General features: G+C 55.6%; 22 protein-coding genes. 16 read left to right on the top strand and 6 right to left on the bottom strand.

Translation table 11 applies throughout. The features are described 5' to 3' along the window. Window positions 1-84: 84 nt before the first annotated feature. A complete protein-coding gene (locus EJ361_RS22915) occupies window positions 85-1,122 on the bottom strand; it encodes a bifunctional transcriptional activator/DNA repair enzyme AdaA (RefSeq protein WP_126248756.1) in 1,038 nt (345 codons plus the stop codon). A gap of 62 nt (window positions 1,123-1,184) precedes the next feature. Then, window positions 1,185-2,087 carry a DMT family transporter gene (locus EJ361_RS22920; RefSeq protein WP_126248758.1) on the bottom strand — a complete coding sequence of 301 codons (903 nt, stop codon included), beginning with the start codon at window positions 2,085-2,087 and terminating at the stop codon, window positions 1,185-1,187. 194 nt (window positions 2,088-2,281) lie between these two features. On the opposite strand from EJ361_RS22920, the gene EJ361_RS22925 reads away from it, so the two are divergent. Further along, window positions 2,282-4,441: an alpha-galactosidase gene (locus EJ361_RS22925; RefSeq protein ID WP_164714388.1), complete on the top strand. Its 2,160-nt coding sequence runs from the start codon at window positions 2,282-2,284 to the stop codon at window positions 4,439-4,441. A 67-nt stretch (window positions 4,442-4,508) separates the two neighbouring features. On the opposite strand, the gene EJ361_RS22930 is transcribed toward EJ361_RS22925, so the two are convergent. Next, complete coding sequence (locus EJ361_RS22930; RefSeq protein WP_126248760.1) at window positions 4,509-5,948, bottom strand: amino acid permease; 1,440 nt, start codon at window positions 5,946-5,948, stop codon at window positions 4,509-4,511. Window positions 5,949-6,336: 388 nt separating this feature from the next. On the opposite strand from EJ361_RS22930, the gene EJ361_RS22935 reads away from it, so the two are divergent. The 13 genes from EJ361_RS22935 to EJ361_RS22995 all read left to right on the top strand — a co-directional run bounded on the left by EJ361_RS22935 (window position 6,337) and on the right by EJ361_RS22995 (window position 18,715). After that, the gene (locus EJ361_RS22935; RefSeq protein WP_126248762.1) at window positions 6,337-6,711 is read left to right on the top strand and encodes an ArsR/SmtB family transcription factor; all 375 of its coding nucleotides are present in this window, start codon (window positions 6,337-6,339) and stop codon (window positions 6,709-6,711) included. After that, on the top strand, window positions 6,671-7,174 hold the full coding sequence (locus EJ361_RS22940) for an SRPBCC family protein (RefSeq protein WP_126248764.1): 504 nt from the start codon (window positions 6,671-6,673) through the stop codon (window positions 7,172-7,174). The genes EJ361_RS22935 and EJ361_RS22940 overlap by 41 nt, the downstream gene beginning before the upstream one ends. Before the next feature lie 98 nt (window positions 7,175-7,272). Beyond that, window positions 7,273-8,127: an alpha/beta fold hydrolase gene (locus EJ361_RS22945; protein WP_126248765.1), complete on the top strand. Its 855-nt coding sequence runs from the start codon at window positions 7,273-7,275 to the stop codon at window positions 8,125-8,127. Between the two features lie 37 nt (window positions 8,128-8,164). Continuing rightward, on the top strand, window positions 8,165-8,962 hold the full coding sequence (locus tag EJ361_RS22950; RefSeq protein WP_126248767.1) for a helix-turn-helix domain-containing protein: 798 nt from the start codon (window positions 8,165-8,167) through the stop codon (window positions 8,960-8,962). A 63-nt stretch (window positions 8,963-9,025) separates the two neighbouring features. Next, on the top strand, window positions 9,026-9,763 hold the full coding sequence (locus EJ361_RS22955) for a bleomycin resistance protein (protein WP_126248770.1): 738 nt from the start codon (window positions 9,026-9,028) through the stop codon (window positions 9,761-9,763). 38 nt (window positions 9,764-9,801) lie between these two features. Next, window positions 9,802-12,291 carry a mechanosensitive ion channel domain-containing protein gene (locus tag EJ361_RS22960; protein WP_126248772.1) on the top strand — a complete coding sequence of 830 codons (2,490 nt, stop codon included), beginning with the start codon at window positions 9,802-9,804 and terminating at the stop codon, window positions 12,289-12,291. A gap of 137 nt (window positions 12,292-12,428) precedes the next feature. After that, window positions 12,429-15,134 carry a c-type cytochrome gene (locus tag EJ361_RS22965; RefSeq protein ID WP_126248774.1) on the top strand — a complete coding sequence of 902 codons (2,706 nt, stop codon included), beginning with the start codon at window positions 12,429-12,431 and terminating at the stop codon, window positions 15,132-15,134. A gap of 26 nt (window positions 15,135-15,160) precedes the next feature. Beyond that, a complete protein-coding gene (locus EJ361_RS22970; protein WP_205687088.1) occupies window positions 15,161-15,907 on the top strand; it encodes a 3-keto-disaccharide hydrolase in 747 nt (248 codons plus the stop codon). Between the two features lie 75 nt (window positions 15,908-15,982). Next, complete coding sequence (locus tag EJ361_RS22975) at window positions 15,983-16,837, top strand: NAD(P)-dependent oxidoreductase (protein WP_240646713.1); 855 nt, start codon at window positions 15,983-15,985, stop codon at window positions 16,835-16,837. A 9-nt stretch (window positions 16,838-16,846) separates the two neighbouring features. After that, a complete protein-coding gene (locus EJ361_RS22980) occupies window positions 16,847-17,113 on the top strand; it encodes a hypothetical protein (protein WP_126248778.1) in 267 nt (88 codons plus the stop codon). 23 nt (window positions 17,114-17,136) lie between these two features. After that, window positions 17,137-17,532: a hypothetical protein gene (locus EJ361_RS22985; RefSeq protein ID WP_126248780.1), complete on the top strand. Its 396-nt coding sequence runs from the start codon at window positions 17,137-17,139 to the stop codon at window positions 17,530-17,532. Between the two features lie 40 nt (window positions 17,533-17,572). Further along, a complete protein-coding gene (locus tag EJ361_RS22990) occupies window positions 17,573-18,088 on the top strand; it encodes a hypothetical protein (protein WP_126248782.1) in 516 nt (171 codons plus the stop codon). 87 nt (window positions 18,089-18,175) lie between these two features. Continuing rightward, window positions 18,176-18,715: a hypothetical protein gene (locus EJ361_RS22995; RefSeq protein ID WP_126248784.1), complete on the top strand. Its 540-nt coding sequence runs from the start codon at window positions 18,176-18,178 to the stop codon at window positions 18,713-18,715. Between the two features lie 47 nt (window positions 18,716-18,762). Here EJ361_RS22995 and EJ361_RS23000 read toward each other — a convergent pair whose 3' ends face one another. Next, entirely contained in the window at window positions 18,763-20,253 is a 1,491-nt protein-coding gene (locus EJ361_RS23000; RefSeq protein WP_126248786.1) for a TlpA family protein disulfide reductase, read from the bottom strand. A 97-nt stretch (window positions 20,254-20,350) separates the two neighbouring features. After that, window positions 20,351-21,592, bottom strand: a complete 1,242-nt coding sequence (locus tag EJ361_RS23005) for an MFS transporter (protein WP_205687089.1) — start codon at window positions 21,590-21,592, stop codon at window positions 20,351-20,353. A 157-nt stretch (window positions 21,593-21,749) separates the two neighbouring features. On the opposite strand from EJ361_RS23005, the gene EJ361_RS23010 reads away from it, so the two are divergent. Both EJ361_RS23010 and EJ361_RS23015 read left to right on the top strand, forming a co-directional pair. Further along, complete coding sequence (locus tag EJ361_RS23010) at window positions 21,750-22,367, top strand: helix-turn-helix domain-containing protein (protein WP_126248788.1); 618 nt, start codon at window positions 21,750-21,752, stop codon at window positions 22,365-22,367. A gap of 64 nt (window positions 22,368-22,431) precedes the next feature. Continuing rightward, on the top strand, window positions 22,432-23,322 hold the full coding sequence (locus EJ361_RS23015; protein WP_126248790.1) for an alkaline phosphatase: 891 nt from the start codon (window positions 22,432-22,434) through the stop codon (window positions 23,320-23,322). 62 nt (window positions 23,323-23,384) lie between these two features. Here the strand turns inward: EJ361_RS23015 and EJ361_RS23020 are convergent. Continuing rightward, window positions 23,385-23,479 (bottom strand): IS3 family transposase (locus EJ361_RS23020; RefSeq protein WP_164714262.1); only part of this gene is annotated, 95 nt, incomplete at its 5' end.

Genomic DNA, 23,479 nt, shown 5'->3' on the forward strand with positions numbered 1-23,479 from the left:
GCCAAAAGTCGGCGGATTTTTAACGAGGCAATTATGTATTAATATTTAAATAATATGTCCGTTTTCGGAACAGCGGATGTCCGGCTATGCATTTTTCTTTTCATGATCGAGGAGCCATTGTTTGCGGTGCACGCCGCCGCCGTACCCGGTGAGCTGTCCGTCTTCGCTGATGATGCGGTGGCAGGGCACGAGGATGGAAATGCGGTTCATGCCGTTGGCGCGGGCCACGGCGCGGATGGCCGACGGCGATCCCAGGGTTTGCGCCTGCCTTTTATAGGTGCTGGTAGTACCGAAGGGCACGTCCAGCAGCAATTGCCAAACCTGTTGCTGGAAGGGCGTTCCGGGCATGAAGAGCGGTACGCTGAAGGATTTTCTTTTCCCTTCGAAATATTCGTCGAGCTGCGTGCGCAGCGTATCGAAATGGGGATTCAGGCCGGGGATGATTTCGGCGTTATGCAGCCGTGCGATGTCTTTCAGTTCCGTTTCGAGCATTTTGCGGTCGGAAAATTCGAGGAGGCAGATGCCGGCCGCGGCGGCACAGGCGAACATGGTGCCCAGCGGGGTTTCCAGCCGGGAAACGTTCACCACGTTGCGGCTCCGGCTGTTGGACGGCGCCACGCCGAAAACGGATTTGAACGAATCGGCGAAGCCGCTGAGCGAATCGTACCCTGCTTCGAAAGCGGTGCCGGTTACCGGGGCGCCCTCGCGCAGGTGTCGGAAAGCGGAGTTGAGGCGGAACATCCGCTGATAGGCGTGGAACGTGATGCCGTGGTTTTTCAGGAACCAGCGCCGGACGGTGCTGGGCTCCAGGCCGAGCGCGACCAGTTCTCCGTCGCGGAATTTCTTCGACGGGTCGGCGTATAAAGCTTCGAGGAGTTCGCGGATGGGCGCCGGGGTTTCGCCGCTCTTCTCCAGCGGACGGCACACTTTGCAGGGGCGGTAGCCTTTCTGGATGGCTTCTTTGGCGGAGGTCACGAATTCCACGTTCTCCAGCTTCGGTTTGCGCGCGGTGCAGCTGGGCCTGCAAAAAATGCCGGTGGTTTTGACGGCGGTGAAGAAGGTGCCTTCGAACGTGGTGTCTTTTTCAACAATGGCCTGGTACATTCTCTCTCGGGTAAGCATGGGCGATGATTTACGTCAAAGGTAGGATGCGGCTGGAAGGCGGGCAACCGGAAAATGAACAACTATTTTTCCGGCACCGGGCCGCTTTTCCCGGAGCTCAGCCATATCCCGGCGATCACCAGCACGCCGCCGGCCCATTGCAGGCTGGTAAAGGTTTCGCGGAGGAAGATGAAGGCAACGATGGCGCCGATGACGGGGTTGAGGTTCAGGAAATTCCCGACCTGCGCGGCGGGGAGGTTTTCGAGGGCTTTATTGTAGAGGAAATACGCCACGGCAGACGACAGGATGCCGCAGTAACCCAATCCCAGCCAGGCTTCCCACGAAATCTCCGGCCAACCGGTCTGCTGCACTTCCATCCACCCGATGGGGAGGGAAAGCGCGGTGCCGATCATCATGCTCACGGCGGTTACCTGTAGCGTATCATGGTCTTTCATGGTGCGGGACAACAGCGTGTACACGCTCCAGAGGCACACGGCGGCTACGATGAGCGCGCTGCCGAGGGTGCTGCCGGCGCCGTGGCCGCGGTTGCCCACGAAGCCGACGAGGATCACGCCGGCGACGGATAGAATAATCCCGGCCACGAGCCTTTTGCCCAGGTGCTCCTTCAATATCAGCGCGGCCGGCACGGCGATGGCCACCGGCACGAGGCCTTCGATCAGGGCGCCGGTGCTAGCCGGAATATAATGCATGCCGGTATTGAAGCAGAGATAATACAGCGTGGTGCCGGAAAGCCCCATCAATGTGAGCTTTCCCAATGGCAGCGGGGCTTTCGTCCGCCGCCTGCTTGCCAGATAGAACGGCAGCAGCGCAATGCAGGCGATCACATTCCGGAACGTAGCCGCCGTCAGCGGCGGGATCTCCGTCACCACAAACTTCGTCACCGAAAACGAGCTCCCCCAGATCAGGAGCACCACCAATATCGAAATAAGCCCGCGCGTATGCATCGGGGCATGGCTGTTGTTCATATGCCGGTCTCCGCTTTGGCGCGGACCACCAATATAGGAATAAAACCCATGGTATCTTTTTGCTTTTATATAATGAGGAATTATTTACCAATCGATTGCAATGATGGGCGGTTCCATCGGCAACACGGCTGTTCGTACATTGTAGTTGGCGCGTGCACATCAGGCGCGCGCCGCTACTCAACCTATTTGATGTTATGAAAATGAAAAGCACCTGGATGTTGGGAATGATGATGGCCGCCGTAACAGTGAACGCGCAGGTCCCCCGTTCCCAAAAGCCCGACTGGCTCGTTTCGCCCGTCGCGCAGAAAGCGAAAATCACGGAATCAGGAAAAGACATTGTGATCGGCAACGGCCTCGTGCAACGGAAATTCCGCACACAGCCCAACCTGGCCTGTTACGATTACCTCAACCTCGTTACCGGCCAGCAACTCCTCCGCGCCGTGAAACCTGAAGCCAGGGTCACCCTCAACGGGAGAACGCTGAACGTGGGCGGACTCCGCGGACAAAAAGAAAACGCCTATCTCCAGCCCGAATGGCTCGACGGATTTACGGCAGGTGAAAGCGATTTCCGCTACATCCGCCACACCGAATCCGCGCTGAAGCCCCGTGTTAACTGGAAAGGCGCTTATTGGGCCGCCAACCGCAACCAGCCCACCGGCCGGCAGATCGAGTTTTATTACGAAAGCACCGCGCCCGAAGCCAAAGGCGTTGCCGTGATCGTCAGCTACGCCATTTACGACGGGCTCCCGCTCATCGCCAAATGGGTGACGGTCCAAAACAAAAGCGGCGCCGATGTAACCGTGAACGGCATCGTGCACGAGATTCTGGGCATGGTGGAAGAAGAAAGCGCCGTAGTAGGCACGCCCGAAAAATTGAAAAAGCCCCAGGGCATTTATTTCGAAACGAATTATGCGTTCAATAATGCGATGAATTATCCCGTGAGCGACCAAACCTCCCACTGGAAGCAGGATTCATCATACACTTCGCAGGTAAACTACGATTACGGCACGCCCTGCCTTTTCGAAGCGTACCCGGACAAGGTGACGGCCGTCAACCTGGGAAACGGCGAAAGCATGACCTCGCCCGCCACCTGGGAACTGCTCATGGATGGCGACGACCGGGAAAGACGCGGCCTCGCCGTTCGCAAAATGTACCGCACCATCGCGCCTTGGACCACCGGCAACCCCATCTTCATGCACCTGGTCAGCAAAAACGACCAGGAAGTGAAGACCGCCGTAGACCAATGCGCCGCCACCGGTTATGAAGCGCTCATCCTCAGTTTCGGCAGTCATGTCAATATGGAAGACACTTCCGCCGCCAACATCGCAAGGTGGAAATCGTTGAGCGATTATGCGCATGCGAAAGGCATTCTCATCGGCGGATATTCCCTGTTCAGCTCCCGCCGTATCAGCGATAAGGATGATGTGATCAACCCCGCCACCGGCAAGCCCGGCGGCGCTTTCTTCGGCAACGCGCCCTGCTTCGGCAGTGAATGGGGGCTGGCGTACCGCGACAAGATCAAGTATTTCATTAAACAAACCGGTTTCGATATCTGGGAGAACGACGGGCCGTATCCCGGCGACGTATGCGCTTCCACAACGCACCCCGGGCACAGGGATCTGCACGATTCACAATGGCGCCAGATGGAAATCCAGAAAGAATTGTACCGTTCCCTCAACGAACAGGGCGTATACGTGAACGCGCCCGACTGGTACTTCCTCGACGGCACCAACAAAATTGCATTGGGGTACCGCGAAGTGAATTTCTCCCTTTCCCGCGACCAGCAAAAAATCCTTAACCGTCAGAATATTTACGACGGCACCTGGGCGAAAACGCCTTCCATGGGCTGGGGCTTCGTACCGCTCACCAGGTACCAGGGCGGTGGCCCGGAAGCGGTGCTGGAGCCGCTGAACGAGCATCTGGACGATTATAAACAACTGATGTTCCAGTATTACGGCTCCGGGGTGCAGGCTTGCTACCGCGGCCCCCGGCTGTACGATACCGACGCCACGAAGGCTGTCGTGAAAGACATGGTGACCTGGTACAAAAAATACCGCAACATCCTCAATGCGGACGTCATCCACCTGCGCCGCGCCGATGCCCGCGATTGGGACGGCATCCTGCATGCCGATCCGCAAGGGAAGGAGAAAGGGTTCCTTATCCTCTATAATCCCCTCAAAACCGCCATCACCCGCACCATCCGCGTTCCGCTCTATTATACCGGACTAACGGCGACGGCTAAAGTATCCGCCAACGGCACTACGCCGAAAAACTACACCCTCAACCGCGATTATACGATCGACATGACGGTGACGCTGGCGCCGGAGAGCTACAACTGGTGGGTGATCCAGTAAAATATCAAGCCATAAAAAAAAGCGGTCCCGGCATAGTCGGGACCGCTTTTTTAATAGGAAGAACGCCTTACAGCGCTTCGCGTTTTTTGTTCTTGCCGGCCAGGATATAGAACACATACAACAGCACGAGCCATGCGGGGATCAGCAATACCGGGAGCGCCATGCCCGTGAGCAGCATCAGACCGAGGATGCCCGTCAAAAAGATGAGGCAAATGTAATTGGAGGCGGGGTACAGGAAAGACGGGAATTTGGTGATGGCCTGCCCGTTTTTGTACCGCTGCCGGAATTTGAGATGCACCACGCTGATCATCAGCCAGTTGATGATGAGGGCAGACACTACCAATGTCATCAATGCTTGCAGGGCATTGCCGGGCATCATGTAATTGATAATGATGCAAACGGCCACGAACGCGGCAGATACTACCGTGGCGAGCACGGGCACATGGTTTTTGTTCAGTTTGGAAAGGAAGGAAGGCGCGTTGCCCTGTTCTGCCAGACCGTACAGCATGCGGGAATTACTATATACGCAGCTGTTATAGACCGACAGTGCCGCCGTGAGCACGATCAGGTTGAGCGCGTTGGCGATGAGGCTGGTGAAATAAATCGTTTTGCCGAACAGGTGGAACTCAAACCCTTTCAGGCTTTCGAACACCATCACGAACGGGCTGCTGGTGGTGGTGATATTGCGCCAGGGCGACAGCGAGAACAGGATCACGAGGGCGCCTACATAGAAAATGAGGATCCGGTAGATCACCTGGTTGGTGGCGCGGGGGATGGTTTTTTCCGGCTGATCGGCTTCCGCGGCGGTGATCCCGATCAGTTCGAGGCCGCCGAAGGAAAACATGATGATCGCCATGGCCGCCAGGAGCCCCTGGTAGCCGCCTTGTCCATCGGACTGAAGGAGCCCTTTTGGGAAAAAGCCGCCGTCGTTCCAGAGGTTCTGCACGCTGGCCTGCGGGCCGCCATTGCCGCTGAAGAGGAGGTAAACGCCGAACACGATCATGGCGATGATGGCCGCAACTTTTACGATGGAGAACCAGAACTCGGCTTCGCCGTATACTTTTACAGAACTGAGGTTCAGCGCGTTGATGGTCACGAAGAAAAACAGGCTCGATGCCCACAGTGGAATTTCGGGCCACCAGAACTGCACGTAGTGGCCGATGGCCGTCAGTTCCGACATGCTCACCAGGATGTAAAGCACCCAATAGTTCCACCCGGAAGCGAACCCGGGGAAGTTGCCCCAATATTTATAGGCGAAGTGGCTGAAGCTCCCGGAAACAGGTTCTTCCACAACCATCTCCCCCAACTGGCGCATGATGAAGAATGCGATGACCCCTGCCAGCGCGTACCCCAGGATAACCGAAGGGCCCGCTGATACCGCGGCCGGGCCGATGCCCAGGAAAAGTCCCGTGCCGATGGCGCCCCCGAGCGCGATCAGCTGAATGTGGCGGTTTTGAAGCCCCCGCGCCAATTTGCGGTCGGAGGACTGTTCGTTGCTATGTTTCAATGTCTAAAGGTGGATATGATTGTAATATGTGTTATTTTTTCGAAAATTATTCCCGTACCGCCATTTTTCTTGACTGGTTACCGATCAATCGCCATTTTTAATCCCTTTTACAGTAAATAAACCTACGCAACGACCGGAACACAAAATCGTTGGTGATACTTTTCCTTTTACCGCGGATGATTTCGATGGACGATTCCTCGTAAACGCCGCGCTGGAAGGCGGGCAGTTGTACCCTTTTTACGCGGACGTTTTTCCTGCGCCGGAATCCCGGTTCGTGAAGGCAGGCAGGGATGCGATCGACGATTGCTCCTTTTTCATTCCCCCCCCCAAAAAAAATATGTAGGGATTTCCCTACGTATTCATATATTTGTAGGGAAATGCCTACATAATGGAAAAGAGAAGGGACGTATTCCAGGCGATAGCCGACCCCACGCGCCGGGGTATCATTGAGCTGCTGGCCAGCCAGCCGCTCACGATGAACGCCATCGCCGATTATTTCGACACCAGCCGGCCCACCGTTTCCGAACACGTGAAGCTGCTGGTAGAATGCGGGCTCGTAGTGATCCGCAAGGAGGGAAGGGAGCGCCATTGCGAAGCGCGCCTCGAAGCACTGTCGGAAGTGCAGGACTGGGTAGCGCAATACGCAAAAGCCTGGAGCAAAACCCTCGACTCCATGGAATCCTATTTGCTCACCATCGGACCAGAACTAAAAAAACCGAAAAATGCAAAGCACATCCAACGCGGCAAGCCCCGCAACAAATGACGTATTCATCTCGCGGACGGTCAACTTCCCGAGAGAACTGGTTTTCCGCATCTGGACAGACCCGGAACACCTTCCAAAATGGTTCGCGCCCAACGATTGCAGCATCCATTTCGAAAAACTCGACATCCGCCCCGGGGGCCATTTCCATTCCTGCATCCACACGCCGGACGGAAAGGATTGCTGGTGCGTCGGCCAATACCTGGACATCGCCTCGCCGGAAAAGATCGTGTACAACATCGCCCTGGCAGATGAGCATGGCATCCGCCGCACGGCCGTACAGGCCGGCATGGACCCCGAGTGGCCCGACGAAACACTGGTGACCGTATCCTTCCACGCGCTTGCCGCCGGTAAAACGGAGATCACCATCCACCAGGCCGCCCCCGAAAACATCGCCCGCAGGACCGGCGCCTACCCCAGCTGGTTGCAAATGCTCGACCGCATGGAAGCCGCACTGGGCGCCTGATGCAATAACCTTTTTTTACGAATTCGTACATGCGATAACGTAATGCTGCAACCGGACGGGTGTGGTAAACGGACATCTCATGCATAAAAACTACCATCATGAAATACCTGTTTTATCTGACCATTTTGCTGAATATCCCATCCTTCGCGGCTGCTACAGATTCATCGGCCGTGAAAACCGGCTATGCCGACGTGAACGGGCTGCGCATGTATTATGAAATCCACGGGCCCGACAAAGGTGTGCCTGTATTATTGCTGCATGGCGGCGGTTCTACGATTGAGACCACTTTCGGCAGGGTATTGCCGGCGCTGTCGGCCGGCCGGCGTGTGATCGCGATCGAGCTGCAGGGTCACGGCCATACCGCCGACCGGAAAACACCATTCAGTTTCGAGCAGGACGCAGATGATGCCGCGGCGTTGCTGAGCCAGCTGAACGTGCAACAGGCCGACGTCATGGGCTTCAGCAACGGCGGCAATTCCGCCATGATGCTGGCGATGCGCCATCCCGGGAAAGTGCGCAAACTGGTGGTGGCCTCCGTGTTTTACAGCAAGGAAGGCTGGGTGCCCGGGCTGGAAGCGATGTTCCGGAAAGCCGACGCCGCAGGCATGCCGCCCGTGCTACGGAACGCCTATACAAGCACATCGCCGCAACCGGATCCCGATACCTTCGTAGCCAAACTGATGGGTCGGTTGCTGGCTTTCAGGGACTGGCAGCCCGATATGCTGCGGGCTATCAAACAGCCGGTACTCGTGCTGGCAGGCAATCACGATGTGGCTACCATGGCGCATACCGTAGAAATGTACCAGTTGTTCCCCAATGGCCAGCTCGCCATTTTTCCCGGCGCGCACGGTACGTACCTGGGCGAAGCCGCCGCGCTGGACCCTTCCAGCAATGCACCTGCCCGTACGGCCGACATGGTCATCGAGTTCCTCGATGCGGTAGCGGCGAAATGACGGAAGAATCCTTAAATTGCCGCTTCAGCACACCACTATGCAATATTACAGGATACCTCCGCCAGCAAAGCTTTCCGGGTTCGTAAAGTGTTTCTGGGCAGGAGAGATGGCGCCGGTCCCGGGAAAAGATTTACGCCATCTTTCCATTGCCACCGGCGCCGCGCGGATCGTTTTTCATTATGAAGGGCGGTTTGGTTCGGAAACGGCAGGCGGTGGATGGGAACCCTCGTTCCTGGCGGGCTTCCAGGGGCAGTCGGCCGCACACCGGCAATTCGTGTCTGCGGAACGGTCGGGGATTTTTGGTGTGGAACTATTGCCTGGCGCGGTCCCGGCGCTTTTCGGAATGCCGGCCACGGAACTGACCGGCGCCTTCGCCGATTTGGGGAGCGTATTGGGGAATGCCGGCGATCAATGGGAGCGGCGTATGCTGTCGGCGGGCGGAAATGCCGAAAGGGCCCGGCTGGCGGGGGATTTCCTGTCCGCACTGGTGCCCCGCAGGCATTCGGCGCTCATTGCAGCCGCTGCGCGGGAACTGGCTTTCGGGGGAATGGAAGAAGGGATCGATGCGCTGGCGCAACGTTTCAACACTTCGCGCAGGCAATTCGAGCGTATGTTCCGGGCCGGCACCGGCTTATCGCCCGGGATGTACGGCCGGATTCTCCGTTTCGAGCGGGCGGTGGGCAAAATTCCCGGGAACCGCCGGCTGACGGATGTAGCGCTCGACAGCGGCTATTACGACCAGGCCCATTTCATCCGCGATTTCCGGGAACTGGCGGGCATGCCGCCGGGGCAATACCGCAAAGCGATCGCCGGGCTTCCTTTCCCGGAGGAATAATGTCGCAACCGTACAATTTCTTACGCGTCCGCCAGCGGAATTTTGCCAAAAATAATTGCGCATATGAACCGGACGATTCCCATCCTTCCCTGCAAAGACCTCGATACCCTGCTCGATTTCTACCGCCAGATCGGGTTTGAGGTCACCTATCGCCAGAAGTCGCCCAATCCATACGCCATCGTGGAAAAAGAAGGGATACGGCTGGATTTCTATGCCGTGAGCCATCACGATCCCAAAACCTCCTATCACACCTGCTATGTATTGGCCGACGAAGCCGACAGGCTGTACGAACAGTTTACCGCCGGCCTCCGCAATAAGAAAGGAAAACTCCCCACCCGCGGCCTCCCGCGCATCAGCGAGATCCGTGATAAAGCGTATGGCGTGCGGGAATTCATGTTTTCCGACCCCGCGGGCAATTGCATTCGCGTGGGCCGGAAGCTCGATGCGCCGGAGGGTTCCGCCATCTCCGCCGAAACCGCTGCGGCCGGCAAACGCCTCGCCCTCGTGCTGGATTACGCCTACCGGTTCGAAGACGACGAAGGCGAATTCGAAAAAGTTCCGGCGCTGCTGGACAAAGCCATCGAACGCGACCGCCATCTGCCCTGCGACAATCTTTTCAAAGCCATGTCGCTCCGCGCCGATTACGCCATCCAGCTTGGTGAACTGGACGTGGCGGAGCGGTTGCTGCAGGAAGTGAAAACACATCCCCTGACTGCCGGTCAATCCCGTTTTCACACGGTTTTGCAACGGGTGGCCGACCTGGAAGCCGCGTTAAACGAACGGAAAAATCAGGATAAATAGCCCATGTGTGCTGCCGGAAAATTTGTAAATTGTTGAATATGAAAATGCTATTCAGCAGTTACTTCCGTTGTTTCCTTATTGGCGCGCTCTGTTGCATGGCGTATTCCTCCGTTCGCGGGCAGCATCCCGATTCGGTGGTGCAGCGTGTCAGGGATTCCACGGTGCAGATATTGCGCAAGGTTCTCGAAGCCGCGCCCGCCGAGTATGCGGCCAAATACCGGCAGCATGATTCCACCAATGCGCAGGACGCCCTGCTCGACGAGCTGCTCCGCACCATCCGTCACACCCACAATTTTCTCAAAACCAGTCTCGATACGAACGCCATTAAAAAGGAACTGGCCGCCATCCGCCAGCGGTTCGAGATCGCCAGCGACGGGGTGTTCAAAAATACGGGCGCGTTGCAGACGGAAAGAAATCTGACCACTTCCTACAAACTGGTCCATGAACTGCTGGAACGCGCCAACGTGCGGAAAGCGCAGGTAGATGCCTACAGGAAGAAGCTCGTGGGCTTTCGCCATAATTTCGATTCCATCGCCAGCAAGCCGCAGTTATACACTATACCCATGGATTCGGCGGAGTTCCTGCCCGTGGTCCGCAAATTATACGTTGCGGCGAGAGAGATTTCTCCGATAGACAGTATCCTGTCCGGCTCATTGCACAACGTGCAGCACATTAAGGACCAGCTCGATTTGACGGTATATGAACTGCAATCCGGCCTGGAACAGATAGAAGGGTATGAAAGGGATCTGTCGGAACAAACCTTCCGGCGCGAAGTGAGCGGGTTGAATGAACGGCCGGTGAATGCCAGGCCCATGAACGAAATCCTGCACCAGGCTTTCGAAAAGAACCGGCTGATCCTCTGGTTTTATGTCCGCAACAATCCCGGAAAGCTCGCCATCCTGGCGGTTCTCATGATATTCAGTACCATATTCTTGCGGACCCTTCGCCGGAAAGTGGCCACCAACGGGCTGTTGCGGAAGGATTTCGACGGGCAGCTCGTGTTGCGATATCCTGCGCTGTCGGCCGTTATGATCGTAGTTTGCATCTTCCAGTTCATTTTTCCCGATCCGCCGTGGGTGTTCATCTGCCTGCTGTGGGTGATCGCTTCCATTTGTTTGACCGTTATATTCAGAAGTTTCATCACGGCTTACTGGATGCGGTTTTGGTGGATGATCTGGCTGCTGTTCCTGCTGGCCTGCGCCGATAATTTCGTGTTGCAGGCATCGCGGCCGGAACGATGGTGGATGATAATATTGGCCGCCGGGGGGATTTTGGTGGGAAGCTGGTACCTGGCGCGCGGGCGCCGCGAGGAGCTCCGCGAACAATGGATCGTCTATTTCATCTGGTTCGTGGTGATCGTGGAGGCATTATCCATCATCGCCAATCTGACCGGGCGTTTCAACCTTGCGAAAGGACTGATGGTGAGCGGGTTCATCAGCGTGGTGATCGCCATCATGTTTTTGTGGACGGTGCGCCTTATCAACGAGGCGCTTACGCTGGCATCAGACATTTACCAGACGCCGGAACGCCAGCTGTTCTTCGTAAACTTCGCCGCCGTTGGCCGGAAGGCCCCGCGGTTCTTTTACGTATTCCTCGTCGCCGGCTGGTTCTATCTTTTCGCCAGAACGTTTTACGTTTTCAATCTCGTCACCAAACCGCTTGAAAATTTCCTGTTCGACCAGCGTACCGTTGGCGCATATACGTTTTCGTTTTTCAGTGTGCTGGCCTTTTTCGCCATCCTCATCCTCGCGTCCATCATCTCCAAAATCGTTTCGTTCTTCGCGTCGGATAAATCTGGGCATCCTGCTGATACGGGCAGTCCGGCCGGATTGGGGAGCTGGCTGCTCGTGGTGCGGATCTTCATTTTCGTACTGGGCCTGTTGCTGGCATTCGCCGTGGCGGGTATTCCCATAGACAGGGCTACGTTCGTATTGGGCGCGCTGGGCGTCGGGATCGGTTTCGGGTTGCAGTCGCTCGTGAATAACCTCGTGAGCGGTGTGATCCTGGCTTTCGAGAAACCCCTCAACGTGGGCGACCTCGTGGAAGTCAAAGGGAAAGCCGGCACGGTGAAATCCATCGGTTTCCGCAGCAGCCTCCTCCAGACGCTCGAAGGTTCCCACCTCGTGATCCCCAACGGCGAGCTGCTCAACGATCAGCTGGTGAACTGGAACATCCAGAAACTCATGCGCCGCAACACCCTGTTGGTGGGCGTTGCCTACGATTCGGACCTGCAGCTGGTGGAATCCATCCTGAAAAAAGTGATGAAATCGAACGGCGATATCCTGGCTTTCCCCGAGCCGGTTGTCTGGGCATCCGAATTCGGGGACAGCGCCATCGAGATACAGTTATACTTCTGGACGGGGAGCCTGCGCGCAGGGATGGTTGCCAAAAGCGAGCTGATCTTCGCCATTCATAAGGCGTTCCGCGAACAGGGGATCGTTATCCCGTTCCCACAGCGCGACCTGCACATCCGGCGGGAACCGGGCGAAGAAAAAGACAAGGAAGACGGTGGTGATGCATCGGATTGATTTATAACTGTTTGTGTGATATTGGCGCTATCCGTCACATTCTGCTGAAATTTTATTTCGGGCTACTTATATTGTAGAAACCAATTTCGACCACGTTGTGGAAACGTTTCGCGTTCCACCATACAGTTTTTATTACCATGCGTATACCTGTAATTTCCCTGTTGAAATGCTTGCCGGTAGTGTTGGCTGCCTGCCTCGCCGGCGCATCTTCCTGTAACGAACGGCCCGCGCGGCCGGCCGATCCGAAAACGGACAAGCTCAAATTGCCGGACGGTTTCATCGCCGAACACCTTTTCAGTCCGTCGGACAGCGGGCGCGGCTCGTGGGTGGCCATGACCTTCGACGACAAGGGCCGCCTCATCGTGTCCGACCAATTCGGCGCCCTGTACCGGCTGAAACTCCCGCCCATCGGGGCAGACAGTACACAAAAAGTGAGCATCGAGCCGCTGGGGCTCGGTAAAGACACCATCCCCGGCACCGATTCCGTGCGCACGAAAGTGACCATGGGCTTCGCACAGGGCCTGCTGTACGCTTTCAACAGCCTGTACGTGATGGTGAACCATACGGCCAACGACGAGTTCGGCAAAGGCAGCGGGCTGTACCGCCTGCAGGATACGGATAACGACGACCAGTTCGACAAAGTGACCCTGCTCAAAGCCATGGAAGGTTCCGGCGAGCACGGGCCGCACAGCATCATCCTTTCGCCCGACGGGCAATCCATTTACCTCATCGCCGGCAACCACACCAAATGCCCGGAAATGGATGCGTACATGCTGCCCAGCAACTGGCAGGAAGATAACCTCATCCCCCGGATGGTAGACCCCAACGGGCATGCAGCGAACGTAAAGCCCCCCGGCGGATGGATCGCTAAAATCGATCCGGAAGGCAAGCACTGGGAACTGGTGAGCGCCGGTTACCGCAATCCGTTCGACATCGCGTTCAACGACGCCGGCGATCTTTTCACGTATGATTCGGATATGGAGTGGGACTTCGGTTTGCCCTGGTACCGCCCCACAAGGATTTGCCATGCAACCGGCGGAAGCGATTTCGGTTGGCGGACGGGCTCCATGAAATGGTCGCCCGCCTATCCCGACAACTTGCCGCCCGTGATCAACATCGGGCAGGGCTCGCCCACCAACCTGGTGTACGGCGGCAATGCACGGTTCCCGGAAAAATACCGGAAATCGATGTTTGCGTTCGACTGGAGTTTCGGTATCGTGTATGCCCTTCAGCTGGAACCCAACGGCGGCTCGTACAAGGCTACCGGCGAGGAGTTCCTGTCCGGGTCGCCTTTGCCGTTGACGGACGGGGTGATCGGGCCTGACGGGGCGTTATATTTCCTCACCGGCGGCCGCAGACTGGAATCGGATTTGTACCGCGTGTATCACGCAGATGCCGGCGACTATTCAAATGAACTGCAACCGGCGAAGCTGACCGAAGAAAATTCCCTGCGCCGGCAACTCGAAAAATATCAACATGGCCCTGATCCCGCGGCGGTCGATTTCGCCTGGCCGCAATTGAAACACCCCGACCGGTTCGTCAGATATGCAGCCCGGATCGCCCTGGAACATCAGCCCGTGGCGCATTGGCAGGGGAAAGTGTTCGCCGAGACCGATCCCGTGGCGCTGATTCATGGGGTGCTGTCGCTGGCGCGGATGGGCGATCCTTCGTTGCGCGACAGTCTTCTGCAAAAGCTGGCCACGGTCGATTTCGGGAAGTTGTCGCCCGAAAGCCAGGTAGACGCGGTGCGTGCGGCGGAAGTGACGGTGACGCGGATGGGGATGCCCGGCGATGCGTCGAGAGTGGCCCTGGCGGCCTGGCTCCAGCCGTTCTATCCTGCAAGGACGAACGAAATCAACCGTTTGCTCAGCAAACTGCTGGTGCATATCGGTGCGCCGGATGCCGTGCGCATCACGGTGGAGCTGATGGCTTCCGCGAAAGACGATACATCGGCCGGCCAATCCCTGCTTTCTTCCTCAGACCTCATCATGCGCAATCCGCAATACGGCATGGCCATTGCGGGGATGTTGGCGAAAATGCCCCCTGCACAGCAAACCTTCTACGCCACGGTGCTTTCCGGCGCGAAAGACGGCTGGACGGACCCGCTGCGCCAGGCTTACTTTACATGGTACGCCGGTGCTTTCGGTTACCAGGGCGGCAATAGTTTCGTGGGTTACATCAATAACGCCCGGAAAAACGCGCTGGCGCTGGCGCCGAAAGAGCAATTCGCGCAACTGAATACCATCTCTGGCGATTCGATCGTGAAGGCCGGCGGGAACTATTCCGTGGCTTCGGGCGTGCAGCCCAAAGGCCCGGGCCGCAACTGGAAAGTGGACGAGGCGGTGAAAATGGTGGACAGCATTGGGTTCTCGTCCAGCAATTTCGAACAGGGCAAAGCGATGTTCTCCGCCACGCTTTGCTCGAAATGCCATACCCTGGCAGGGCAGGGCGGTGTGGCCGGTCCGGACCTCACGCAGCTGGGCACCCGTTTCAGCAATAAAGACATCCTCGAATCGATCATCGACCCGAACAAAACCATTTCCGATCAATACGGTGCCACCGTTTTTTACCTGAAAGACGGGGGCAGCGTCATGGGAAGGTTGACGAACGAGGACGACGAGCAATATTTCGTTTCGCAAAACCCGTTCTCGCCGCAAGACATCCGGAAAGTACCGAAGAAAAGCGTGTCGAAAACACGCGTGTCCGAAGTATCGCCCATGCTGCCCGGTATGATCAACCGGCTGAGCCCGCAGGAGCTGGTAGACCTGATGGCTTACCTCAAATCAGGCGGCAATCCGAAAGACACGATCTTTACCAACAGCAAACATGCAGCCGTACGATGATCCGCGTAACGAGGCAAATGAAAGTCATGTTGAAAGGCACAGCCATCGCCGCAATGCCGCTGTTTTTCATGCATTGCGGCGGTAACAGGCCTGTGCCGGATACAGCGGACAGCAGTGGGTTCGCATCCATCTTCAACGGAAAAAATCTCGATGGCTGGGATGGCGATACAGTGTACTGGCGGGTGGAAAACGGTATTTTGACGGGAGAGATCACGCCGGAAAAACCGCTTTCACGCAATACGTTTATTATCTGGAAAGGCGGACAGCCGGCGGATTTTGAGCTAAAAACGCAGTTCCGCATGACAGCGGATGGGAACAGCGGCATCAATTACCGCAGTGAAGTTGTGCCAGGCGAGCCGCATACCTTGCGCGGTTACCAGGCAGATATCGATGCCGCACGCCGATACCTGGGGCAGAATTACGATGAATATGCGCGTACTACACTCGCATATCGCGGCCAGCGTGTAACCGTTCCCGCTTCAGACGTAAATCTGAAGGCCGGGATCAAAAACAACGCATGGGCGCCCGTGCAGGTAACCGGAACGCTTGGCAGCGATGCCTCCCTCAAATCCGTTTACAGGCCGGATGAATGGAACGAATACCGTGTGGTGGCGAAAGGCAGCAAATTGCAGCATTTCGTAAACGGAACGCTCCTGAGCGAAGTGACGGACGAAGATACCCTCCACCGGAAGCTGAAAGGCTGGCTGGGCCTGCAAGTGCATGCGGGGCCACCCATGAAAGTGGAGTTCCGTGATATCTTACTGAAACAATAGCGATAAAGGCCGCCTTCACCGGGCGGCCTTTTTTACGCGCGGCATTCCTTAACTTTAATTAAAAATCGGAAAGACATGGTGAAAGCATTTTTAGGAATGGGCTTGCTGGGATCGAATTTCGTTACGGCGATGCTCGAAAAAGGAGATAAAGTGAGGGTTTGGAACCGCAGCCCCGAAAAGGCCGCGGCATTGGAACCACTGGGCGCGGAAGTCTTTGCCACGCCGGCGCGCGCCGTGCAGGGAGCGGCAGTCGTACACGTTACGCTGAAAGACGATCAGAGTGTGGATGAAGTGCTGGCGGCCGCGGAAACCGGTCTGCAGCCCGGTACCGTTATCATCGATCATACCACTACTACCCAGGAAGGCGCCATCGCCAGAACGGCGGCCTGGAAAGAGAAGGGGTTCACCTATATACACGCACCGGTGTTCATGGGCCCTGCCAACGCCCGCGAAGGCAGTGGTTACATGCTCGTTTCCGGGAGTCGCGCGGTGGTGGAGAAAGTAAGTCCGCTGTTGGAGAAAATGACCGGTCAACTGGTAGATCTCGGTCCCGAAGAAGGAAAGGCCGCTGCGATGAAACTGATCGGAAACTGTTTTTTGGTGGCGTTTACGGCCGGTTTGCGGGATACGTTCGCTTTGGCGGGCGCACTCGGTCAGAACACCCGCGATGTGGGCAGCCTCTTCGAAATCTGGAACCCTGCGCAAATGCTGCCCGCCCGCATCCGGCGGATGAGCGGCGGCGATTATTCCAAACCCTCGTGGGAGCTGTCTATGGCGCGCAAGGATACCGGGATCTTCATCGATACCGTGCAACAGCAAGGCGGCCACCTGGCGATCATGCCGGCTATCGCCGCGCTGATGGACGAGTGGATCGCGAAGGGCTTTGGCGGGAACGACTGGAACGTGATCGCCAAAGACGTAGTTCAATAAAACCTTTTTATGCCCTTTACCTTTTCTCATCCGGCGATCGTGTGGGTGGTGATGAGGCTCCCGGCCGACGGGCTTCCTGTTCAACCGGTAAACCTGCGGTATTGGATGCTGGTGTGTGGCTGGACGATGATTATCGTGGCAGTGAGGCTCCTCACGGGTTCGCAGCCGATTGCCATTGGGAACGGTGTCGTAACGGGCATCGCAGCTTTCCTGATGGGGCTCGTACTGGCGCCGCCGGTGTTGAAGTGGAAGCTGGAAGGAAGGGCGCCGCGCTGAATTTGTCTTTACATGTCAATTATATGAAATTACCCGACATTCCACGATTACGGAAGGTATTGCTGGCAGACGCTTTCATCGGTGGCGTAACCGGCGTCGCCGGGCTGGCGCTCTATGGTTGGTGGAGCCGGTTCCTGGGACTTCCGGAGCGGCTGGTACTGCTGATTGCGGCGGTTACGGGATTGTACGCCCTGATGGCCATGAGTTTGGTCGTGATGAAGCCGATTCGGGCACGGCCCGTGCGCTGGCTCGTGATCGCCAACTGGATATGGGCCGCGGTGAGCGTGGGGATGTTGTGGCATTATGGCGGCGGCGCCACGGTTTTCGGGAAGATGTTCCTGGTCTTGCAAATAATCGTGGTAGGAGGGCTCGCCTGGCTGGAAGGCCGTCATATCGGGAAAAATGCCGACGAAGTGTAACAAATGGCCGACGAAGCCGTTTTACACTAAAATTCCCTTTATGAGATTCAACTTCTACACGCTGTTATTGCTGTTCGCGGTAACATTGGCCGCATCCTGCAGCAAAAGTAAAATTGAACACAAAAGCGCTTATGACCGGAGCTACGACGCATGGGTCGATTTCAAATCGAAATCCGGGAACAAATACAAATACACCATAACTAATTCCAGCTTTTCCGGTTACAGCAGTGAAACCACAATCACCGTTGATGCAGGGAAAATCGTTGGAAGGGAGTTTATCAGCCATATGTGGGAGCAAAACGGGCAAATCGTCCAGAAAAGCAAATGGACGGAAGATCAAAGCGCCCTCAACACCCACGCTGAAGGCGTAACACCTATTACACTCGACGAAGTGTATGTGAAAGCCAAAAATGAATGGTTACTGAAACGGGGAGACGCCAATGTCTTCTTTGAAGCGAAAAATAATGGCATGATTTCCCTGGCCGGTTATGTGCCGATTGGCTGTCAGGACGATTGTTTCAGAGGCGTGCATATCAAATCCATCGTACAATACTAAGTAAACTATAACGGAAACCTTGTGGCTATCAACCCCGCCCGGTACAGATTTTATCCCTGCAGCTTGTTTCACTTTTAAATTCAATTTATGAGATTTACAAAGTTTGCCTTCATGCTCGGCATGTTGGCGGTAACCCTTTTTTCTGCATGCAGAAAAGACAAGGACGATTTTGCATACGAAGACGAGTACAATAAAAGCTATAAAGCATGGCTGGCATTCAAAGCCAGTGCCGGCGATTCCTACAGCTACGTGTTATCGCGTGAGCGGTCGAACGTCAGTAAAGAGGAATTGCGACTTACCACAACGGTGGTTAACGGTAAAGTGACGAAGCGCGCATTTGCGCGGATTAAAATTGCGCAGAGCGGCAATGAAGTGCTGGAAGAATGGACGGAAGAAGGAGCAACCCTGGGATCGCACGAAGCGCCTTTCTTGTTTGGCCTCCTGACCATGGATCAGTTTTACGGCCATGTCAGAATGGAAATCCTGAAGCTCAATTCCGACTTTGAATATGATTTTAAAGCTGAGAACAACGGCATGATTTCATATGTAAGCGTAAAATCGAAAACGCTGATTTGTATAGACGATTGCTATTCGGGATATTACGTCAAGGATATTCAAAAGCTGTAATGTTTGTATGGAAAATCACCCGGTCCGCAGGGAGCCGGGTGATTTTTTTATTGTGCCAGGAGTGAATGGATCTGTTGGCTGAGCGCGTCTCCGCTGCTTGGTCGTTCTGCTTTGGCGATGGCGAGCTTGCCGGATTTATCGAACAGAAAATATTGGGGATAGCTTTCCGATTTGTCGGGATGGTTCGCCAGTATTTCTTTCCAGATGGGATCTACGGTTTTGCGCGTCATCCGCAGGTGAAGGCCTTCCATCCGGTTCACGCGGATAAAATCCTTCCAGGCGGCGTCCCTGCTGTCATCATCCACGTCCAGGTAAAGAAATACGACGTCTTTCCCCGCGAAAGTTTTCCGCAAGGCAGGCAGGTGGCGGAATTCTTCTTTGCAGGGGCCGCACCAGGTGCCCCACATATCCAGGTACACCACTTTCCCTTTCAGGTTTTTCACGACATCGTAAATCGACCGCACGTTCCCGTAATTTTCCACGATCGCGATCCGCTCATTGTTGCTGTTGGCCGCCAGTGAATCACGGAGCCGGGTTTCGAGATTTGCGATGGCGGGTAAAAACCGGCTTTCCGGAAAACGCTGGCGGAAAGCAGCGGCAAGGGGTAATGCCTGCGCAATATCACCATCGTTATATTGATCCTGGATTTGTTGCCAGTTGTATGCTTCCGCCACTTCGACCGGGAAATTCCGGATGCTGCCCAGCCAGCGCCAGTACGATTTTCCGTATTTGTTTACGATAATATTTGCACTGTCGAGCGAAATGCCGAACCAGGGGATGGGGGCCGATGCGGGAATGTTTTCCGATTTTATCTTGATGAACGCTTTTGCTTCGAGGTAACGGATGTAACTGTCCGCGAACGAAAAATATTGGGGGCCGGGATGGATGGACCGCGGAGCGATGGGAATAGTGTCGTACAGCGCTGTTTTCAGCCGATGCACCGTTTGCCGGTCAGAGATGACGGTGCTAATGAAATCGTTGAGGTAATTGACGTGGAGATAGTAAGTTTCGGCGATAAGAATATCTTTTAATGATGCCGGAACAGCTGCAGCCCGGATGGATTGGGCATGACCGGAGAATTCCCGGAACCAGGGAGCTATCACCGCAGACTGGATCCCTTCGGCTGGAAGCTTGCCCAGCGAGTCGTTCTCCCAGTAAAACGGCACTTTATCCATGCCGATGTCCTGGATCAATTGGTTCACTTCCTTCGCGGTGCCACCCGTTATCCTGATGCCGTCGGTGTTTTCATCGAATTCCACTTCCAGGTTTTTTCGGGGTTCCAGCAATAGCGTAAAATACAACCGGCGGTAAATCAGCGTGACAAACCGTACACTGTCTGCCGGAAGCTTTATCTGAAAAGTACCCGTTGCCGACAACGGGACAGGAACCGTGTTTTCTTTGTGATTGCCAAAAACGACCGGAACGTTGATGGTCAATTTATGCTGTCCGCTGAAGTTCCGGACACGGCCGCTAACGGTAAACTGGGCGGAGGCGGAAAGCCCCGCGAGGAGTAACAAGGCGCAGAGATAAGGTTTCATATGCTAAAGATATCTTCCGGCCCGGCGCGCCTCTCCCGGATGTGACGAGTACCCCTTTCCGTGGTACGAAACTTAGGTTAAATGCCATCGCCCAGCCTCAGAAAGCCGGTATCCGCGACAAACTGCCCGGCGATGTGCGCCTGGGCATGGCAAAAAGTATCGTGACGGCGCTCATCAATGCAATAACGGCCACTGTGGGGAATATCATGGCCTTGTTGCCCGTCATGTCGATGAGTTTGCCCATCACTGGTTCCCCGATCGCCGCAAACAGGTACGCCGTCATGTTCATGACACCCGTGCCGGTGCCTACATATCGTTGGCCCAGGAGTTCCTGCGCCAGGGGCCAGAAATTCGCTTGCGGCCCATATGCGAAGAATCCCGCCGCAAAGATAAATGCCCCCGCCGCCACGCCGCTCCTGATTTCCAGTACGTATATCAAACCCGACAAAACACTGCAGAGCAGCATTCCCATACAAATCGACACCATCCTGTTGGCGCGGAAAACACTATCGGAAATAAACCCGAACGAAATGGCGCCCGCGGCCATTCCCAATGGTAACAGGAGGCTCATCCATACGGATCCGGAATTGATGAAATACAGCGGCAGCCAGAAGATCAGCGCGTAGCGCGCCATGCTCTGGAACCCCAGCGAAAGGCACACCGCCAAAAAGCGCGCGTTGCCCGTGATGACGTTGAATGTATTTTTTGGACTGCCGGAATCGTCGGTTATTGCCTTCGGCTCCGCCGCGCCGGGAGGTGCGTTCTTTACGAAAATGAAGAAAATGACCACCGCCACGGCGAGGAATAGCACCGGCACACGGAACACGTTCCGCCAGTTGTCCTGCACGAGCAGGATGGAAAATATATACGTCACAACGGATGAAAGTCCGGCCGACATGGTGTACAGGCCATACGCCAGTCCACGGTTGCCGTTGTGCCACCAGTTGGCGATGATCCTGCTGCCCGGGGCCCAGGCCATCGACTGGAAATAGCCGTTCAGTCCCCACAGTACGAGGATGACGACGAACGACCCGGAAAAACTGATACAGATATTGGCCAGAACGGACAATATCCCGCCGGAGAGGATCATGTGCCGGGGGCTCAACCGGTCGGCCAGCAGGCCGTTCACGAGTTGCCCGAACGCGTAACCCGCCAGCATGGCGAAGCTGATCCAGCCCACCTTCTCGAAAGATATGCCCAGCGTGTCTGCCAGTTGATGTGTGGCCCAGCCGAAATTGTGCCGCCCCGTGTAAAAGAAAAGGTAGCAGAACATCGTGAGCAGCAGCATGCGCCAACGCCCGGATTCGGCCCGTGTAGAAACGTTCTTGGTGTCCGTCATGTCGGAAGGATTAATGGCGGCAAGCCTTCGGAGGCCTGCCCGTTTTGCTTATCATACAACATCACACCCGGAGGTGAGCAGGAAAAATTTCCTCCTGCGAAAATATATTTCTTATTGTTTAAATTAGCGGAATCGCTTTTAAGTAATTGTTAAGCACATGCAACACGATCCATCGCAGGAAGACATCAACAACAACACGCTCGTATATCACAGGATCGGTGGACTGATCCGCCGGTACCGGAAAGAAAAAGGCCTGAAGCTGCTCGATCTGTCGGCGCTAACTGGCATCAAATCCGCCCTGTTGTCCAAGATAGAGAACGGCAGGATGTTACCTACCATCCCCACGCTTTTTACCATCATCCAGAAGCTTGGCGTCAAAACGGAAACATTCTTTTCCGAACTGAGCGCGGAGAAAAGTTTCCCGGGATACCTGCTCCTGCCGGCGGATGCCTACACTTCCTATGAAAAGGAGGAAGACGCTGTTGGTTTCGAATATCAATCCATCCTCGAACAGAATTTCGAAGGCGGCGCATTCCAGGTTTCGCTGCTGACGCTAAGGCCCGGCGCCCGCCGGGAACTGGTGTCTACCGCGGCTTTCGAATATGTATACGTGCTCGAAGGTAATCTCAAGTTCCAGCTGGAAGACAAGGTTTTCGAACTATCGGAAGGCGATTCCATCTTTTTCGACGGTAGCATCAGCCATGTACCGATCAACCCGAAAAAGAAAAAGGTCAGGTTGCTTGTGATGTACTTCTTTGGGAAAATTATTCAATAAATTTCATTTACGGAAATATTATTTCTTTAAATGAAAGTTTATATCTTGTCGAAAACACTGAAGTATGCGATTACCCAGATGGACAGGATACCTTTTCCTTGTATGTTCGATGTTCGGCCAGGCCGCTTCCGCACAGCCGAAACCGAAACACGTGATCCTCGTCGGGTCCGACGGTTTCGGTGCATATGCCTTTCGGAAAGCCCGCGTGCCGGTGCTGCGCGCCATGATGCAGGAAGGCTCCTGGACGTTGCAGGCCAGAACGGTGCTGCCTTCGTCGAGCGCACCCAACTGGGCGTCGATGGTGATGGGCGCAGGGCCGGAGCTGCATGGCTACACGACCTGGGGCAGTAAGAAGCCCGATCTTCCCGCGCGCATGCTGGATGAATACGGCATGTTCCCCACGGTGTATGGATTGCTCCGGAAAGCCCGTCCGCAAAGCGAGATCGGGGTGATTTACGAGTGGGACGGCATCGGCTATCTTTTCCCGAAAGCAGCCGTGAACAAAGACGAAAACGGCGACGGCGATATCGCGGTATCGGCGGCGGCCTGTGATTATATCAAATCCGCCAAGCCGACTTTCCTGTTCGTGCATCTGCATGATGTAGACAGCGTGGGCCACAAGGTGGGGCACGACACACCGGAATATTATGCCGCCATCGAGCGGACGGACGCGCACTTGGGAGAAATCCTGCAAGCCGTCCGCGACGCGGGCATCGAAAAGGAAACGGTGGTGATTTTTACGGCCGATCATGGCGGTATCAACAAAGGGCACGGTTCCATTTCCATGGAGGAAATGCAAATCCCCTGGATCGTGAAAGGCCCTGGTATCAAGGCCGGGCATGAAGTACAAACGAGCGTCATGACGTTCGACACCGCCGCTACCATCGCGAAACTTTTCAGGCTCCGTCCACCGCAGGTCTGGATCGGGCGGGCCGTTACCGAGATATTCAAATAACTACCCGTAATGCAAAATGCCGTGCTCCTGTGTAGTGCTCCCAAAAGGTTGGACTTTTTAGATTAAGCGGCTTGAGTTCGATATTGTATTGGACTCAAGCCGTTTAGTTTTAATTTGATTCTGTGGTTATTGTAATAGTTTATGTACTCAATGATTT

The sequence above is a fragment of the Chitinophaga rhizosphaerae genome, from assembly GCF_003958645.1.
Classification (GTDB): Bacteria; Bacteroidota; Bacteroidia; order Chitinophagales; family Chitinophagaceae; genus Chitinophaga; species Chitinophaga rhizosphaerae.